Raw genomic sequence first — 15,732 nt, 5'->3', positions numbered from 1 at the left:
CGCCACACTTCAATTTATATCCAGTGCTTGTGACCAGCGCCGCCATTGTCTGTCGGTGCTTTGGTCGAGGTACAAGAAGTTTCGTAGGTAAGTCGAGCACTTATGCAAAGGCAATCTCCACAAGTCGTCACTGTCCTAGGTTCTACGGGCTCTATTGGGGTAAGCACTCTCGATGTGCTTGCCCGCCACCCCCAGCGCTATACCATCTATGCTCTGACAGCCCGCGAGCGTATCGCTGAGCTGGCCCAGCAGTGTCGTCAATATAACCCTCGCTTTGCGGTGGTGGCTGGTGAAGAGGGGGCCGATCAATTGCGCAGTATGCTGGGGGAGGGAGTTTCTACTGAAGTCCTTTGGGGTTTGGAAGGGCTATGCCAGGTTGCCTCTGCGAATGAAGTGGATGTGGTTATGGCAGCAATTGTCGGTGCAGCTGGGCTGCGTCCAACTCTAGCAGCAGTTGAAGCTGGGAAGAAAGTGTTGCTTGCGAATAAAGAGGCTCTGGTGATGGCCGGCCCAGTTTTCCTGCAAGCTTTGCGTGCAGGAGGTGCCCAATTGCTGCCAATTGACAGCGAGCACAATGCCATTTTCCAGTGCCTGCCCCAGCCGTTTGGCAGCTTGGAGGGGGCGGGAGTGGAAAAAATCTTGCTAACCGGTTCCGGCGGCCCTTTCCGCACACGCCTAGCCGGTGATTTACATCGAGTGACCCCCGAGGAAGCTTGCGCACACCCCAATTGGTCGATGGGACGGAAAATTTCAGTAGATTCGGCCACCATGATGAATAAGGGGTTGGAGTTTATTGAGGCCTGTTATTTGTTCAGCGCCAGCCCAGAGCAAATAGAAGTGGTCGTGCACCCACAGAGTATTGTGCATTCCATGGTGCAATATCGGGATGGCTCCCTGTTGGCACAGATGGGTAATCCAGATATGCGCACCCCCATCGCTCACGCACTGGCCTTTCCCACCCGCATAGATGCTGGGGTTCCTGCACTCGACCTGATAGCGCAGGGCCGCCTGGATTTTGAAGCGCCAAATTATCAGCGATTCCCCTGCCTGCGTCTGGCACGCGAAGCTATGAATGCCGGCGGCAGTGCTCCCACGGTATTGAATGCGGCCAATGAGGTGGCTGTAGAGGCGTTTTTACAAGGACGGTTGGCATTTACTAGTATTGCTGCGGCTATAGAAAAAGTAATGAATAGCACTCCCACCGTTGAACTGACAGGGCTGGACGTAGTCGAAGCCATTGATCTCAATGCGCGGGAGCTGGCCCAACAAGCTGTTGGGGCCCTTTAATTTTGCTGCTGGGCATATAATGCCGGTGTTTGCGCATGAAAAGAGACTGTAACTGAGTATGGATCTGATTCAGACGGTAATCTGGGCCTTGGTAGCCCTCGGTATACTGGTTTCCTTCCACGAGTTTGGACACTTTCTCGTAGCACGGCTCTGTGGGGTCAAGGTGCTGCGTTTTTCTGTCGGCTTTGGCCGCCGCCTTTTCTCTCGCTATGACCGGCACGGCACTGAGTTTGCTATCTCAGCAATTCCCCTTGGTGGCTATGTCAAAATGCTAGATGAGCGGGAGGGACCTGTCGCCGCTCATGAGCTGAATCAGGCATTTAACCGAAAGAGTGTTTGGGCGCGTATAGCGATTGCTGCAGCGGGTCCCGCAGCTAACTTCCTGTTGGCAATTGTACTGTTTTGGATTGTCTTTATGGGGGGCACGGCGGGTCCGGTGCCTGTCGTAGATTCCGTCAAGCCTGGAAGTATTGCTGAAGCTGCGGGATTGGAGTCCGGGCAGGAAATTATCGCGGTGGATGGCGAAGCTACACCCACTTGGCAAGCCCTCAACTGGCGCTTGGCTAACCGTTTGGGGGACAGTGGCTCTATAGAATTCTCAGTGCGCTACCCGGACTCTAACCTCGAATATCATATGGCGGCTGATATCGACCGTTGGCTCGCAGGGCAGGAAGTCCCTGACCCATTGGGGGAGATTGGCCTCGGTCTCTGGACGCCGCCCATTAGTATGACGTTGCATAAGGTTGTGGAGGGTAGCGCTGCTAGTGCAGCGGGGCTGCGTGCGGGCGATAAGATTGTGGCTACCGACGGGCGAATTTTTTCCGGTTGGGAAGAGTGGAGTCAGTATGTGCGCGCTCGTGCAGGCGAGCCCCTTCAGGTGGAAGTTGAACGCCAGGGGCAACGGTTGACCCTGCCGGTTACGCCGGCGCAGGTGACGCTCGACAGTGGTGAGCGTGTCGGCCAGATCGGCGTACAGCCCGTCACCGAGCGCTGGCCCGAGGATCGCGTACGAGTTTTCCACTACGGTGTAGCTGGCGCTCTTTCTCAGGGGGTGCAAGAGACTTGGGACAAAACACTGTTCACTCTGAACAGCTTGAAGAAATTGATTTTTGGTCAACTTTCGACCAAAAACTTGAGTGGCCCCATCACCATTGCTAAAGTGGCGGGTACTTCCGCAGAGAGGGGGTGGCAGTCTTTCCTGTCGCTTTTAGCTCTGCTTAGTATCAGTCTCGGTGTACTCAATCTGTTACCCATTCCGGTACTCGATGGTGGTCACCTTCTCTACTACGGTATTGAGGCGGTCAAGGGTTCTCCTGTGTCTGAGAGAGTGCAGGTGATCGGTTTACAAGTAGGTATGGCCTTAGTGCTTTGTATTATGGGGTTGGCGCTTTATAACGATATTTTACGTTTGTAGCCTCCTGGAGTGCATTTTCCTATGGCGTTTGGAGTGAGTAGATTTTAAGAGTGAGCGCGGTGCCGGTTACCTTGGGAACCTCTGCTCTTATCAGAAGCGGTTCGGAATTAGTATGAAGTATTGGCTGTTAGCGATATCCCTGGGCTTGGTGCTGCCTCTCAGCGCTTTAGCTCAGTCATTCGTTCTCAGCGATATTCGTGTAGAAGGTTTGCAGCGTGTTTCTGCAGGCACCGTTTTTTCAGCTCTTCCGGTGCGGGTTGGCGATGAAATTGAGCTTGCGGATATTCAGGGGGCGACCCGAGAACTGTTTCAAACCGGTTATTTTGAGGATATTCAGATCGGTCGTGAAAGTAGCGTTTTAGTTGTTAACGTGAGAGAGCGGCCAGCCATATCTAAGATAGATATATCAGGAAACAAGGCGATTGCCTCGGAAGATCTGCTAAAGGCGCTGAAGGATTACGGTCTGGCCGAGGGACAGATTTTAAAGCGCTCGACCCTCAAAGGGTTGACCCGGGAGTTTGAGCGCCAGTATGTGGCACAGGGGCGCTATGGCGCTAGCGTCCAAGCAGAAGTTAAAGAGTTACCACGCAATCAGGTTGAATTGAAGGTTATTGTCGAGGAAGGGACCGTTGCTGCGATTAAACATATCAACATCGTAGGGAATCGCGTCTTTTCAGATCAAGAGCTCGGAGAAATTTTTGAGCTTAAAACCACTGGCTGGCTCTCTTGGTTGCGCAGTGATGATAAGTACTCCCGTGAGAAGCTCACTGGTGACCTGGAGCGTCTTGAATCTTATTATCTCGATCGCGGATATCTCGACTTCCAGATCGACTCTACCCAAGTATCTCTTGGGCCGGACAAGAAGAGTGTTTTCATCACTGTTAACGTGATTGAGGGTGATGTTTACACTGTTAGTGAAGTAGAACTTGCTGGAGACCCAGTCGTTCCAGAGGAAGAAATTAAGCGCTTGCTGCTAGTGCGTGAAGGGCAGACGTTCTCCCAGGTCAGGATGACAACGACTTCAGACTATATTTCCAAGCGTTTGGGCAATAAGGGTTACGCTTTTGCCGAAGTAAACGGTATTCCAGAAGCCAATAAAGAAGAGAACACGGTAAAAATCACTTTCTTTATTGACCCTGGCAAGCGCACCTACGTTAGGCGTATTACTTTTCGTGGAAACACTCGCACGGCAGATGAAGTTTTGCGGCGAGAGTTGCGCCAAATGGAGTCCGCTTTAGCTTCTTCGGCTCTTATTGAGCAATCTAAAGTTCGCCTTGAGCGACTTGGTTACTTGAAGGTGGTGAAAGTTGAAACGGTCAAGGTACCCGGGAACTCAGAACGGGTTGATGTCGATTACAAGGTAGAGGGGCAACCCTCAGGTTCCGGGGGAGCTGGGCGCTGAATAAAGCGCTGTAACTCCTGGATTGCGAATAAAAACACTCGGAATTAGTAGATGAAAGATTTCCTCAAAGCGGCCTCCCTCGGCCTGATGTTGCCTTTAAGTGCAATAGCGCAGTCGTTCGTGGTCAATGATATTCGCGTGGAAGGATTGCAACGCGTCTCTGCCGGTACAGTCTTCTCTGCCCTTCCCGTGCGAGTGGGTGATGAAATTGAATCCGTGGAAATCCAGAGCGCTACCCGGGCACTGTTCCGCACCGGCTACTTTGAAGATATCCAAATCGGCCGTGAAAATGGTGTTCTGGTGGTCACTGTTCGCGAGCGTCCAGCAATTTCCAAGATTGAGATCAGCGGTAATAAGGCCATCGCCACCGAAGATTTGCTCAAGGGCATGAAGGATAACGGTTTATCCGAGGGGCAGATCTTTAAGCGTGCAACCCTGGAGGGGCTCGCCCAGGAGCTTGAGCGGCAATATGTGGCACAGGGGCGCTATGGTGCAAGTGTTAAGACCGAAGTGAAAGAATTGCCACGCAACCAGGTCGAGCTGCGGGTTATCGTCGACGAGGGCTCTGTTGCGGCTATCAAGCACATCAATGTTGTGGGTAACGAGGCATTTTCCGACGAAGAATTGGCAGAAATTTTCGAGCTGCAGACCACAGGTTGGTTGTCCTGGCTGCGCAGCGATGACAAATATTCCCGTGAGAAACTCACTGGTGACCTGGAGCGCCTAGAGTCTTACTATCTCGACCGCGGCTATCTGGATTTTCAAATAGAATCCACTCAGGTTTCCCTGAGCCCAGACAAGCAGAGTGTTTTTATCACAGTCAATGTGAGAGAGGGGAATGTTTACACCGTCAGTGAGGTGGATCTCGCCGGCGACCCGGTGGTTTCGGAAGAGGAAATCAAGCGCTTACTGTTGGTGCGTGAAGGGCAGACTTTCTCCCAGATTCGGATGACCACCACGTCTGACTATATTACCAAGCGTCTGGGCAATGAAGGTTATACCTTTGCCGAGGTGAATGGCATTCCCGAACCCAATAAAGAAGAGAATACGGTAAAAATTACCTTCTTTATCAACCCGGGTAAGCGCGCCTATGTGCGCCGAATCAATTTCCGTGGTAACACCCGTACTGCCGATGAGGTGTTGCGCCGTGAAATGCGTCAGATGGAATCTGCCTCGGCCTCCTCCGCAAGAATTGAGCAATCCAAGGTGCGCCTGGAACGCCTCGGTTACTTTAAAGAGGTGGAAGTAGAAACTGCAGAGGTGCCTGGTACTTCCGACCAGATCGATGTGGAATATACCGTAGAGGAGCAACCTTCAGGCTCTATTGGTGGCACTATCGGCTGGGCACAGAGTAGCGGCTTGGTACTCGGCGGTAATATCCAGGAAAATAACTGGCTGGGTACCGGCAAGCAGGTAGGTATAGGTTTAAACGTCTCTACCTACCAGACCGCACTGAACTTTTCCTATCTTGACCCTTACTTTACACCTGACGGTGTGAGCCGCGGGTTTAACGTTTTTTATAGGGAAAATGACTACTCTGAGGTCAACCTGTCGGACTACAACACGACTAGTTATGGTGGTGGTGTTAGCTTTGGCTACCCGGTTTCAGAAATTTCCCGTGTGGGACTGAATGTTAATTTCAGTCATTTGGAGCTCTCGGCCTCGAGTGGTTCTGTACAGGAAATCCAATCCAGCCCATCTCTTTTGGATGACACCGCTCGTGAGGGGGTGACACTCATTGATGCCGAGACGATTGTTGCAGATCTCAATAATGATGTGGCCAATGATCTTGCAATGATGATTGATCAGAACCAGTTTAATACTTCGGCAGATGGTTTTATCGATCGTTACGGTGATGCGTTTAATAACTTGGCTTTGACAGCTTCTTATGCCCGCTCCACTTTGAACCGCGGTATATTGGCGACTCGCGGGGCATCCCAGAATTTCTCCGCAGAATTTACCGTGCCCGGCAGTGATCTTGAATACTACAAATTTATTTATACTGGTCAGTATTTCCGCCCCCTAACGAAGAGTTTGACGCTACGTCTGCGTACGCGCCTGGGTTACGGGGATGGCTACGGTGATCTCGATCAACTGCCTTTCTTTGAAAATTTCTATGCCGGTGGTTTTGGCTCTGTGCGCGGTTTCAAGCGTAATACACTGGGCCCCCGTTCCACTCCTGCAGAGTTTTATACTCAACTTCCTTGTGCAACCGATGGTGAAAGCATTACAAAAAACTGCTATCAGATAGATGAGAATGGGAACCTGGATATCCGTCAGAACGGTGATGCCGACCCCTTTGGTGGCAATATCTTAGTAGAAGGTAGTGCCGAGGTTATTTTCCCGCTGCCGTTTATCAAAGATCAGCGCTCTCTGCAGTCTGCCTTCTTTGTTGATGCGGGTAACGTCTTTGATACCAGTTGTGATGAAACCCAGATCAACTGTTACGATGTGGACTTCGGTAAAATGAATGTTTCCGCGGGCATTGGTTTGACATGGGTTACCGGTTTTGGACCATTGACTTTCAGTTTGGCTAAAGCCTTGAAGGAAAACGAGGATGATGAGACGGAAGTGTTCCAGTTTACCCTGGGTAATAGCTTTTAACTTTATCGAATATAAATGGATTGAGTGCAGCTACTGCGCATAAAAAATAAAACCAATTGGAGAGACTAAAGTGCTTAAGAATGTAAAGATTTTCGCAATCCTGCTGGCTGGTATAACCCTGTCTGGCGCCGCCATGGCGCAGACCAAGGTTGCGGTATTTAACCTGCAGGCTGCGATTATGAGCACCGATGTGGCCAAGACCAAGGTCAATTCATTGAAGACCAGTTCCGAGTACTCCAAGCTGCAAAGTAGTGCCGAGTCTATTCGTTCAGAATTGCAAAAAATGGCAGAAGATGCGCAGAAAAACAGCGTTACCTGGTCCGATGAGCAGAAAACAGAATATCAGCGTAAGATGAACTTCAAGCGTTCAGACTTTGAAACTACTGTTAAAAAACTGCGCGCAATGGAGGCCCAGGTAGGTCAGGAAATTCAAACTTCTCTGGGGCCCAAGGCTAAAACAGCGCTGGAAGCGATCATTAAAGAGCAAAACCTGGACTTAGTGTTGGATGCCTCTACCGCTTACTTTGCAAATCCTTCGGTCAATTTGACTGAGGCTGTCGTAAAGCGTATGAATGCTGATAAGTAATCGATAGCCTGTATGAGTGACAATTTGTCGTTAACCCAGCTTGCAAATGCTCTGGGTGCTGAGCTGCGTCTGGCCCCCGGGGTAGACGCAGACTATGTAATTTCTGGTCTTAGCACTTTGCAAGATGCTGGGCCCGAGCAGTTGACCTTTCTGGCAAACCCTAATTATCGCCGCTTCCTCAAGACCACGTCAGCGGGCGCTGTATTGGTGACTGCCGAGTTTGTTGAGGAGACACCTGTTAGCGCACTTTGTGTGGATAACCCTTACTTGGCTTTTGCCAGGGCGAGTGCTTTGTTCAATACGGCTCCAACGATTGAGGCAGGTATTCACCCGAGCGCTGTAGTTCATCCGGACGCAGAAGTGGCCTCTAGTGCCTCTATTGCAGCTGGTGCGGTGATAGAGGCGTTTGCGAAAATTGGACCTCGGGCATCGGTTGGCGCCAACTGCTTTGTGGGAGAGGGCAGCACCCTTGGAGAAGGGAGCTGCCTTTATGCGGGTGCAATACTGCATCACGGTTGTCAGGTCGGGCGCGATGTTATCATCCACAGTCACGCGGTTATTGGTACAGACGGCTTTGGTTTTGCGCTGCATCAGCGTGAATGGATTAAGATTTACCAGCTGGGTGGCGTGCAGGTTGGCGATGAGGTTGAAATAGGCGCCAATACTTGTGTGGATCGTGGGGCACTTGGTGACACTGTGATTGGTCGTGGTGTCAAGATCGACAATTTGGTCCAAATCGCGCACAATGTGCAGATTGGTGACTACTCAGCCATTGCTGCATGCACAGGAATTGCGGGCAGCGCAGTAATCGGTAAGCACTGTGCTTTGGGTGGCAGCTCCCGTATTGCCGGGCATGTAACCATTGCCGATGGCTGCCAAGTTACCGCTAATACTTTTGTGACCAAATCCATCGACAAGCCGGGAATTTACTCCGGCGCTTTACCCTTTGCCGATAGCCAGTCCTGGCGTCGCAACGCGGTGCGTTTCGGGCAGTTGGATAAGGTGGCACGAAGGGTGAAAGATTTGGAGAAGCAACTTAAAGCCCTGTCCCTCGATCGGGATAAATAGCTCACAGCTGCTTTAAGAAAAACAATTTTGATTTGATGTTTTCGGGGCGTTTAACGCCCCGAAGTGGTTTCTGGGGGCATTTGGAATGATGGATGTAACTGAGATTCGCGAGTACCTGCCACATCGCTATCCGTTTTTATTGGTCGATCGTGTCGTTGAACTCGAGGAAGGGAAGTTTATTAAGGGGTATAAAAATATCTCTATTAATGAGGAGCTGTTTAACGGTCACTTTCCACAGATGCCGATTTTCCCCGGTGTTATGATCGTTGAGGCTCTGGCCCAGGTTTCAGGAATTCTTGGCTTCAAAACATTTGGCAAGAAGCCTGAGGATGGCTACCTGTACCTGTTTGGCGGTGTGGACAAGGCGCGCTTTAAGCGTCAGGTGGTCCCTGGGGACAGGCTGGACCTGATGTCCGAAGCAGTTTCAGTGCGCCGTAATATCTGGAAGTTTTCCTGTAAAGCCAGTGTCGATGGTGAGCTTGCGGCCTCTGCAGATCTTCTGTGTGCGGTGAAGCAGGTTTAAAGCGCTTATTCGTCACTTGACGTGGCTGCTAAGGTGCTTTTGATAACTCTTCCAGTTGTTGTTTATTTGAAGTTGTAGTGTCCGAAGTGTCGCTACCTGAGGAGTAGATTCCAGAATGCAGACAAATATCCACCCCACAGCTATTATCGATCCGACGGCGGTTATCGGTTCCGGGGTGAGTATCGGAGCCTATTCCATAGTTGGCGCCGATGTGGAACTCGGTGATGGCTGTGAAATTGCTTCACATGTTGTATTGAGTGGGCCCACTAAGCTCGGAAAAAATAACCGTATTTACCAGTTTGCCTCGATAGGTCAAGATACGCCGGACAAAAAATATCAAGGCGAGCAGACCACCCTGGTAATCGGCCATAACAATGTTATTCGTGAGGGCGTTACCATCCACCGGGGCACTGTGCAGGATCGTGGGGAAACCACTATCGGCAGTGATAACCTGATTATGGCCTATGCCCACATTGGTCATGACAGTGTTGTCGGTAATCACACCATTCTTGTTAATAATGTGGGGCTCGCCGGCCACGTAATAGTAAAAGATTGGGCAATCCTCAGCGGGTACAGTCTTGTACATCAGCATTGCACCATTGGTGAGCACGCTTTCCTAGGGATGGGCGCAGCGATCGGCAAAGATGTGCCGGCTTATGTCATGGTGGCTGGGAATCCGGCAGAGGCCAAGACTATTAATGCGGAGGGGTTGCGTCGTAGAGGTTTTTCCCGCGAGGATATCTCTCTAATCAACAAGGCATACAAAACGGTCTACCGGCGCGGCCTCACTCTGCAAGAGGCTGTCCAGGCCCTTACGGAACTGCGTGAGCAGTCCCCTGTAATTCAGCCTTGGATTGATTCCCTGCAGACCTCCTCTCGCGGAATTGTCCGCTAAGCACAACCATTTGCGGGAAGTGCTGTTATTGTGCACTTCCTGATTTAGTCTTTTCATATCTTAATCGGTATCTATGAAAATTGAGCCATTTCCACTCTGGGGGAATTGTTAGGCGTGTCAGAAAATAATAAGCCGGTTCGTATTGGTATTGTTGTCGGTGAGGCCTCTGGAGATATCCTCGGTGCAGGTCTTATTGACTCCCTGCAAAAGCGCCTCCCGGGAATTCAGTTTGAAGGGATTGCCGGTCCGCGTATGCAGGCTTTGGGGGCGAAATCCCTTTTTCCAATGGAGCGTCTCTCGGTGATGGGATTGGTTGAGCCGCTAAAACGACTGCCAGAATTATTAAAAATTCGCCGCACTCTACGCGAGCACTTCACTGAAAATCCGCCGGATCTTTTTATCGGAATCGACTCACCAGATTTTAACTTGTCTCTGGAGGAGTCCCTCAAGGCCGAAGGGGTTCGCACTGTGCACTATGTCAGCCCTTCAGTGTGGGCGTGGCGACAGGGGCGAATAAAAAAGATTGCTCGTGCTATTGATCATATGCTCACCTTGCTGCCTTTTGAGGCTGCTTTTTATCGTGAAAACCACGTGCCGGTGACTTTTGTGGGGCATCCGTTAGCGGATGATATTCCTCTGCAGGTTAGCAATGTTGCAGAGCGCAAAGAGCTGGGTCTCACAGTTGATGACCGTGTTATTGCGCTGTTACCGGGTAGCCGAGGTGGGGAAGTGCGTTTGCTTGGGCCGTTATTTTTGCAGACGGCTCGCTGGTGTTACCAGCGCCATCCCGATCTCAAATTTGTATTGCCGGCAGCGAATGAGCAGCGTTTAGCCGAATTGCGGGAGCAGCTAAAGGATTTTCCGGAACTGCCTGTCACGATATTAGAGGGGGATTCACACAAGGCGCTCAGTGTGTCGGATGCTGTGTTAATTGCTTCAGGAACGGCAACGTTAGAAACTATGCTACTGAAAAAGCCTATGGTGGTTGCCTATAAACTGGGCAAAATTACTTACGCTATCGTCTCTCGTATGCTGCACACTCCCTGGGTTTCTCTGCCCAACTTGTTGGCACAAAGGGAGCTGGTGCCGGAAATCCTGCAGAGTGATGCGACCCCGGAGAATCTCGGAGCGGCGTTGATGCGCTATTTTGAAGATCCACTACTGGGTGATCAGTTGCAGCGCGAATTTGACGATCTTCACCAGCAATTGCGCCGAAATGCCTCTGAGCGGGCAGCCGATGCTATCTGTGCTCTTTTGAAGTAATCGGGTTTTATAAACCATGAGTGTTAAAAAAGAATTACCTCCGTACATCTGTCCTTATAAAGGCGATCTTCTCGCTGGAGTCGATGAGGTTGGCCGCGGCCCATTGGCTGGAGATGTAGTGGCGGCTGCAGTAATTCTCGATCCAGCAGAGCCCATTTTGGGGCTGGCTGACTCCAAAAAACTTAGTGAGAAAAAACGAGAGTCGCTCTTTGAGGAAATTTGTGAGCGTGCACTGAGTTTTTCTATTGCCCGTGCAACCGTCGAAGAAATTGATCAGATCAATATTCTGCAGGCGAGTTTATTGGCAATGCGCCGTGCAGTGGAGCAGTTGCCACTACAGCCTGAGTTTGTGTTAGTAGATGGTAATAAAAGACCGGACTGGTCTTATCCCTGCGATACTGTGATTAAGGGGGATGGTCGCGTTGCCGCCATTGCTGCGGCCTCAATTTTGGCCAAAGTGACCCGTGATCGAGAGATGCTGGAGTTGGATGCACGCTATCCAGGTTATGGGCTGGCCGGCCACAAAGGTTATCCCACTAAAGCTCATGTGCAGGCCCTGGAAGAATTGGGTCCCAGCCCACTGCACCGGGTGAGTTTTGCCCCGGTAAGGAAACTCTTAGAGGATATTGCTTAAGCTTAAGCTTAAGGTTGTAGAGCGCTTGACTAGCGCTCAATTTTTTTGATCCTGGCTCTGATAATCATTTTGTCGGACACCTCTTCAATTTCCACTTGGTAATTATTGAGGATGAATAAGCTGATATTGCCATCTGGGATGCTTTCAAGATGCTCCATAAGGAGACCGTTGAAGGTCTTTGGTCCGTCGGTGGTTAGGTCCCAATTTAGCGTGCGGTTGATATCCCGGATAGAGGTTCCACCCTCGATCATATACCAGCCGCCTTCCATGGCGACAATTTCCTCATCGTCGCTGGGAACTGGGCTCGCGGTGAAGTCGCCGACAATTTCCTCCAGTAGATCTTCTAAAGTTACGATCCCCATCACCTCCCCGTATTCATCCACAACCAAGCCCATGCGGCGCTTGGTTTTCTGGAAGTTCATTAGCAGGGTGGGTAGTGGGGTGGCCTCGGGAACAAAGTAAGGTTCACCGGTAAAGGACTTGAGGCGTTCAGCTGTGAGCTTGTCTGGGCCGTCTCGCAGTATTTGTGCGGCGCGACGCAGGTGCAAAATACCCACTACCTGATTGATATCTCCCCGGTATACCGGCAGGCGGGTGTAAGTACTCTCTGCCAGTTGTTGGAGAATCTGATCGGCGCTGTTTTCCAGGTCGATTCCCATGACCTCGTTGCGTGGGATCATAATGTCTTCCACTGTGGCCTGGTCCAGGTCCAGCACATTGAGAAGCATGCCTTTGTGCTTGCTGGGAAGCAGGGCGCCAGATTCGAACACCACTGTTCTAAGTTCCTCGGGTGCTAGGTGTTCTGCCTCGTTGCCAGCAGTTGCTTCAACGCCTACCAGGCGCGCAAGTCCATTGGATATGCTGCCGACGAGTAATACAAACGGTGTCAGAAGCCATTGTAGTGGGCGTAAAACTAGCGATGCAGGAAATGCCACTCTCTCCGGGTGAAGAGCGGCAATGGTTTTTGGGGTGACTTCCGCAAAAATAAGAATAACGATAGTGAGAGCGCCGGTGGCGTAGAAGAGGCCGGCATCGCCGTACAGTTGAGTAAAGACAGCACCGGCAATCACTGAGGCCAGGATATTGACCAGATTATTGCCAATCAGGATAACGCCGATCAGCTTGTCCGGCCGGGCAAGCAGTTCCATGGCCCGCTTGGCGCCGCGGTGGCCGCTCTTGGCCTGGTGGCGCAGGCGGTAGCGGTTCAGCGCCATCATGCTGGTTTCGGAGCTGGAAAAGAAAGCCGATATCACAATCAGCAGGGCAAGCAGGCTAAACAGCAGGCCCGGGGGCATCTCGTTCAAGGGAGAACTCTTTTTATTTCTGAGCGGAGATATTGAAACAGAACGGCCACCTCCGCAAGTTATCCGGTCACTTATAACCCAAAATAAACCCGGTAAAGGCTATAGGGGCGGTTGAGGAGATCAAGGGGTGTTCGGTCTCCTGCCTGAAAATGGCACCTGCGAGCGAATGTCAGTGCCGTTTGCTTATAATCGCCTTTAAACGGCTCCTCTTTAGTATTTTTAGCCGCGCTGAAGGATAACCTCAATAACCAACTTACTACCAAAGTAGGCCAGCATTAGTGCAGCAAAGGCACACAGAGTCCAGCGCACGGCTGTGTTACCGCGCCAACCCCACTGCCAATGCCCCCAAAGAAGAATGCTGTAAAGCACCCAGGCGAGCAGAGAGAGCACTGTCTTGTGTAGGGGGCCCTGCTCAAAAAGGTTGCCCACAAAGATAAATCCGGTAATCAGGGAGGCAGTTAACAGTAATTGGCCGAAAGCGATTAACCCAAAGAGTAATGACTCCATGCTTTGTAGGGGGGGGAGCAGGCGCATGGCACCCACTGGCCGATGGTTGTGTAGCTGCTGGTTCAGATAATAAAGGTAGATGGCCTGTAGGGTTGCAAGAGTAAGTAGGGAGTAGGCGGAGATTGATAGCAGCGCGTGTATGGCAATCCCAGAAGATAACTGTTGGTGTGGTGTAACGCCTCCCCAGGTGTGGGACGCGGTCAGTTCGGTGAGTGCTCCTAACGGGGCAAAAATCAGTATTAACAGGGTTAGTGGTCGATTCACCGCTAGGATAAGCAGCAATAAGTTCACCACCCAGGTGATTAATGACAGCATTGCTAACAGATCAAAGCGATAGCCCGCTGAGGAAAACAGTGTCTGCGCAAGGGATATTGCGTGGGTGGCCAGGGCTCCGGCGAGCAGGCCCAGGAGCAGTTTACGATCGGGCTGTTGGGCGCGGGCAAGGGCCCTGGCCGCGACAATGGTGGTAGCTATATATAGCGCGATGGCCGTCCAGTGGGCGAATGCCGCCATTGGTTAGATCCGTATCTTCTAAGCAGTGGAGGAGGAGTGTGTCACAGCACGCTTTAACAGGGAAGATCTGGTGATATTTCGGCTGTGACGGGACCTGAGCTATACTGCCGCGCCTCAGAGTGGGAGTTGGAGATACTCCCCAAAAAATTTCGCGGCCCTCCGCACCGGGGTCCTGTCCGCAATCGGAGAAATCGAGACGAATTTATGTTCGATAACCTGAGTGACCGCTTATCGGCGGCCCTAAAAAAAGTCACCGGCAAGGCCCGTCTGACCGATGACAATATCCGCGATACCCTGCGTGAAGTACGCAAAGCGCTGCTTGAGGCGGATGTCGCTCTGCCAGTCGTGAAGGCCTTTGTGCAGCAAGTGCGCACGGCCGCTGTTGGGCAGAAGGTTAGCAAGGCCCTGAACCCGGGGCAGCAGTTCGTCAAGATTGTTCAGGATGAGCTGGTTAAGGTGATGGGTGCTGCTGCAGAGCCGCTCAACCTTGCAGTTCAGCCCCCCGCTGTGATTTTGATGGCGGGCCTTCAGGGGGCCGGTAAAACCACTAGTGTTGCCAAGCTAGCTAAATACCTGCAGGAGCGGGAAAAGAAGAAAGTTATGGTGGTGAGTGCGGACGTGTATCGCCCCGCAGCCATCAAGCAGCTGGAAACTCTGGCAGGTGAAGTGGGCGCGCTGTTCCATGCTTCAACTCCTGATCAGAAGCCCCTGGATATTGCCAAGGGTGCAGTGGATGCGGCTCGCAAGCAATTTGCCGATGTACTGATTGTCGATACCGCGGGTCGCCTGCATATTGACAGTCAGCTGATGGATGAAATCCGCGAGCTGCACAGTGAGTTGGATCCCGCAGAAACCCTGTTTGTTATCGACGCAATGATTGGTCAGGATGCGGTAAATACCGCCAGCGCCTTCAATGAGGCCCTGCCACTGACTGGGGTTATTCTGACTAAGGCAGATGGTGATGCACGCGGTGGTGCGGCACTCTCTGTACGCCATGTTACTGGCAAGCCGATCAAGTTTATCGGTGTTGGTGAAAAGACCGACGCCCTGGAAACCTTCCACCCGGACCGTATCGCCTCCCGTATCCTGGGTATGGGCGACATTCTGTCTCTGATTGAAGAAGCAGAGCAGAAGATCGATAAAGAGAAAGCCGAAAAGCTGGTTAAGAAGGTCCAGAAAGGTAAAGGCTTTGACCTGGAAGACTTGCGCGACCAGTTGCAGCAAATGCAAAACATGGGTGGCTTTGGCTCCCTGTTGGAGAAAATGCCCGGCATGGGTGGTGTGGCGCAGGCCGCACAACAGGCCGACATGGGTAAAGAATTTAAGCGTATGGACGCATTAATCTCCTCCATGACGCCGGCCGAACGCCGCAATCCTGACCTTCTTAACGGTTCGCGCAAACGCCGTATCGTCGCCGGTTCCGGCACCCAGCTACAAGACTTGAATCGCCTGCTCAAGCAGCACAAGCAGATGGGCAAGATGATGAAGAAGCTCAAAGGCGGCGGCATGGGCAAGATGATGCGCGGCCTCGGTGGAATGACCGGGGGTGGTGGTCTGCCCGGAGGTCTCGGCGGAATGGGCGGTATGCCCGGTGGCCTGCCTCCCGGATTCAAGAAAAAGTAAGGGTTTACGGGGCTCTGGCGGCCCTAGGAATCGCTATACAAATCTCTGGCGGTACATTAGAATACGCCGCCTTTCAGCCGGGTGAGCTGCCGGCAGAGATGTTTGGGTG

Annotated in this window: 12 protein-coding genes and 1 pseudogene; 11 read left to right on the top strand and 2 right to left on the bottom strand. The window is 51.8% G+C overall.

Annotated features, from left to right (window positions below):
- Positions 1-102 precede the first annotated feature (102 nt).
- The 10 genes and pseudogenes from ispC to rnhB all read left to right on the top strand — a co-directional run bounded on the left by ispC (position 103) and on the right by rnhB (position 11,676).
- Positions 103-1,287, top strand: coding sequence for a 1-deoxy-D-xylulose-5-phosphate reductoisomerase (ispC, locus tag MJO52_RS14915; protein WP_252082660.1), 1,185 nt, complete (start codon positions 103-105; stop codon positions 1,285-1,287).
- A 58-nt stretch (positions 1,288-1,345) separates the two neighbouring features.
- Positions 1,346-2,701, top strand: coding sequence for an RIP metalloprotease RseP (gene rseP, locus MJO52_RS14910; protein WP_252082659.1), 1,356 nt, complete (start codon positions 1,346-1,348; stop codon positions 2,699-2,701).
- A 112-nt stretch (positions 2,702-2,813) separates the two neighbouring features.
- Positions 2,814-4,091 (top strand): annotated as a pseudogene (bamA, locus tag MJO52_RS14905) (outer membrane protein assembly factor BamA); the annotation flags it as partial.
- A gap of 63 nt (positions 4,092-4,154) precedes the next feature.
- Positions 4,155-6,707 (top strand): outer membrane protein assembly factor BamA, encoded by a 2,553-nt coding sequence (gene bamA, locus MJO52_RS14900; RefSeq protein ID WP_252082656.1) that lies wholly within the window; start codon positions 4,155-4,157, stop codon positions 6,705-6,707.
- A gap of 70 nt (positions 6,708-6,777) precedes the next feature.
- Positions 6,778-7,293: an OmpH family outer membrane protein gene (locus MJO52_RS14895; RefSeq protein ID WP_252082654.1), complete on the top strand. Its 516-nt coding sequence runs from the start codon at positions 6,778-6,780 to the stop codon at positions 7,291-7,293.
- Between the two features lie 12 nt (positions 7,294-7,305).
- Positions 7,306-8,361 carry a UDP-3-O-(3-hydroxymyristoyl)glucosamine N-acyltransferase gene (gene lpxD, locus MJO52_RS14890; RefSeq protein WP_252082652.1) on the top strand — a complete coding sequence of 352 codons (1,056 nt, stop codon included), beginning with the start codon at positions 7,306-7,308 and terminating at the stop codon, positions 8,359-8,361.
- A gap of 85 nt (positions 8,362-8,446) precedes the next feature.
- Positions 8,447-8,884, top strand: a complete 438-nt coding sequence (gene fabZ, locus MJO52_RS14885; RefSeq protein WP_252082651.1) for a 3-hydroxyacyl-ACP dehydratase FabZ — start codon at positions 8,447-8,449, stop codon at positions 8,882-8,884.
- A 115-nt stretch (positions 8,885-8,999) separates the two neighbouring features.
- Complete coding sequence (lpxA, locus tag MJO52_RS14880; RefSeq protein ID WP_252082650.1) at positions 9,000-9,779, top strand: acyl-ACP--UDP-N-acetylglucosamine O-acyltransferase; 780 nt, start codon at positions 9,000-9,002, stop codon at positions 9,777-9,779.
- Between the two features lie 114 nt (positions 9,780-9,893).
- A complete protein-coding gene (gene lpxB, locus MJO52_RS14875) occupies positions 9,894-11,042 on the top strand; it encodes a lipid-A-disaccharide synthase (RefSeq protein ID WP_252082646.1) in 1,149 nt (382 codons plus the stop codon).
- Positions 11,043-11,058: 16 nt separating this feature from the next.
- A complete protein-coding gene (rnhB, locus tag MJO52_RS14870; protein ID WP_252082645.1) occupies positions 11,059-11,676 on the top strand; it encodes a ribonuclease HII in 618 nt (205 codons plus the stop codon).
- A gap of 29 nt (positions 11,677-11,705) precedes the next feature.
- On the opposite strand, the gene MJO52_RS14865 is transcribed toward rnhB, so the two are convergent.
- On the bottom strand, positions 11,706-12,980 hold the full coding sequence (locus MJO52_RS14865) for an HlyC/CorC family transporter (RefSeq protein ID WP_435583617.1): 1,275 nt from the start codon (positions 12,978-12,980) through the stop codon (positions 11,706-11,708).
- A gap of 219 nt (positions 12,981-13,199) precedes the next feature.
- On the bottom strand, positions 13,200-14,000 hold the full coding sequence (locus MJO52_RS14860; protein WP_252082644.1) for a cytochrome C assembly family protein: 801 nt from the start codon (positions 13,998-14,000) through the stop codon (positions 13,200-13,202).
- 204 nt (positions 14,001-14,204) lie between these two features.
- On the opposite strand from MJO52_RS14860, the gene ffh reads away from it, so the two are divergent.
- Positions 14,205-15,623: a signal recognition particle protein gene (ffh, locus tag MJO52_RS14855; RefSeq protein WP_252082643.1), complete on the top strand. Its 1,419-nt coding sequence runs from the start codon at positions 14,205-14,207 to the stop codon at positions 15,621-15,623.
- Positions 15,624-15,732: the final 109 nt, after the last annotated feature.

It is taken from the genome of Microbulbifer variabilis (assembly GCF_023716485.1).
GTDB classification, from domain to species: domain Bacteria; phylum Pseudomonadota; class Gammaproteobacteria; order Pseudomonadales; family Cellvibrionaceae; genus Microbulbifer; species Microbulbifer variabilis_B.
This window is presented reverse-complemented; position numbering and strand designations above follow the sequence as displayed.

Excerpts from the sequence above, each read along its gene's own strand:
- ispC (WP_252082660.1), top strand. The coding sequence starts at position 103 with ATGCAAAGGCAATCTCCACAAGTCGTCACTGTCCTAGGTTCTACGGGC.
- rseP (WP_252082659.1), top strand. The coding sequence starts at position 1,346 with ATGGATCTGATTCAGACGGTAATCTGGGCCTTGGTAGCCCTCGGTATA.
- bamA (WP_252082656.1), top strand. The coding sequence starts at position 4,155 with ATGAAAGATTTCCTCAAAGCGGCCTCCCTCGGCCTGATGTTGCCTTTA.
- lpxD (WP_252082652.1), top strand. The coding sequence starts at position 7,306 with ATGAGTGACAATTTGTCGTTAACCCAGCTTGCAAATGCTCTGGGTGCT.
- fabZ (WP_252082651.1), top strand. The coding sequence starts at position 8,447 with ATGATGGATGTAACTGAGATTCGCGAGTACCTGCCACATCGCTATCCG.
- lpxA (WP_252082650.1), top strand. The coding sequence starts at position 9,000 with ATGCAGACAAATATCCACCCCACAGCTATTATCGATCCGACGGCGGTT.
- rnhB (WP_252082645.1), top strand. The coding sequence starts at position 11,059 with ATGAGTGTTAAAAAAGAATTACCTCCGTACATCTGTCCTTATAAAGGC.
- MJO52_RS14860 (WP_252082644.1), bottom strand. The coding sequence starts at position 14,000 with ATGGCGGCATTCGCCCACTGGACGGCCATCGCGCTATATATAGCTACC.
- ffh (WP_252082643.1), top strand. The coding sequence starts at position 14,205 with ATGTTCGATAACCTGAGTGACCGCTTATCGGCGGCCCTAAAAAAAGTC.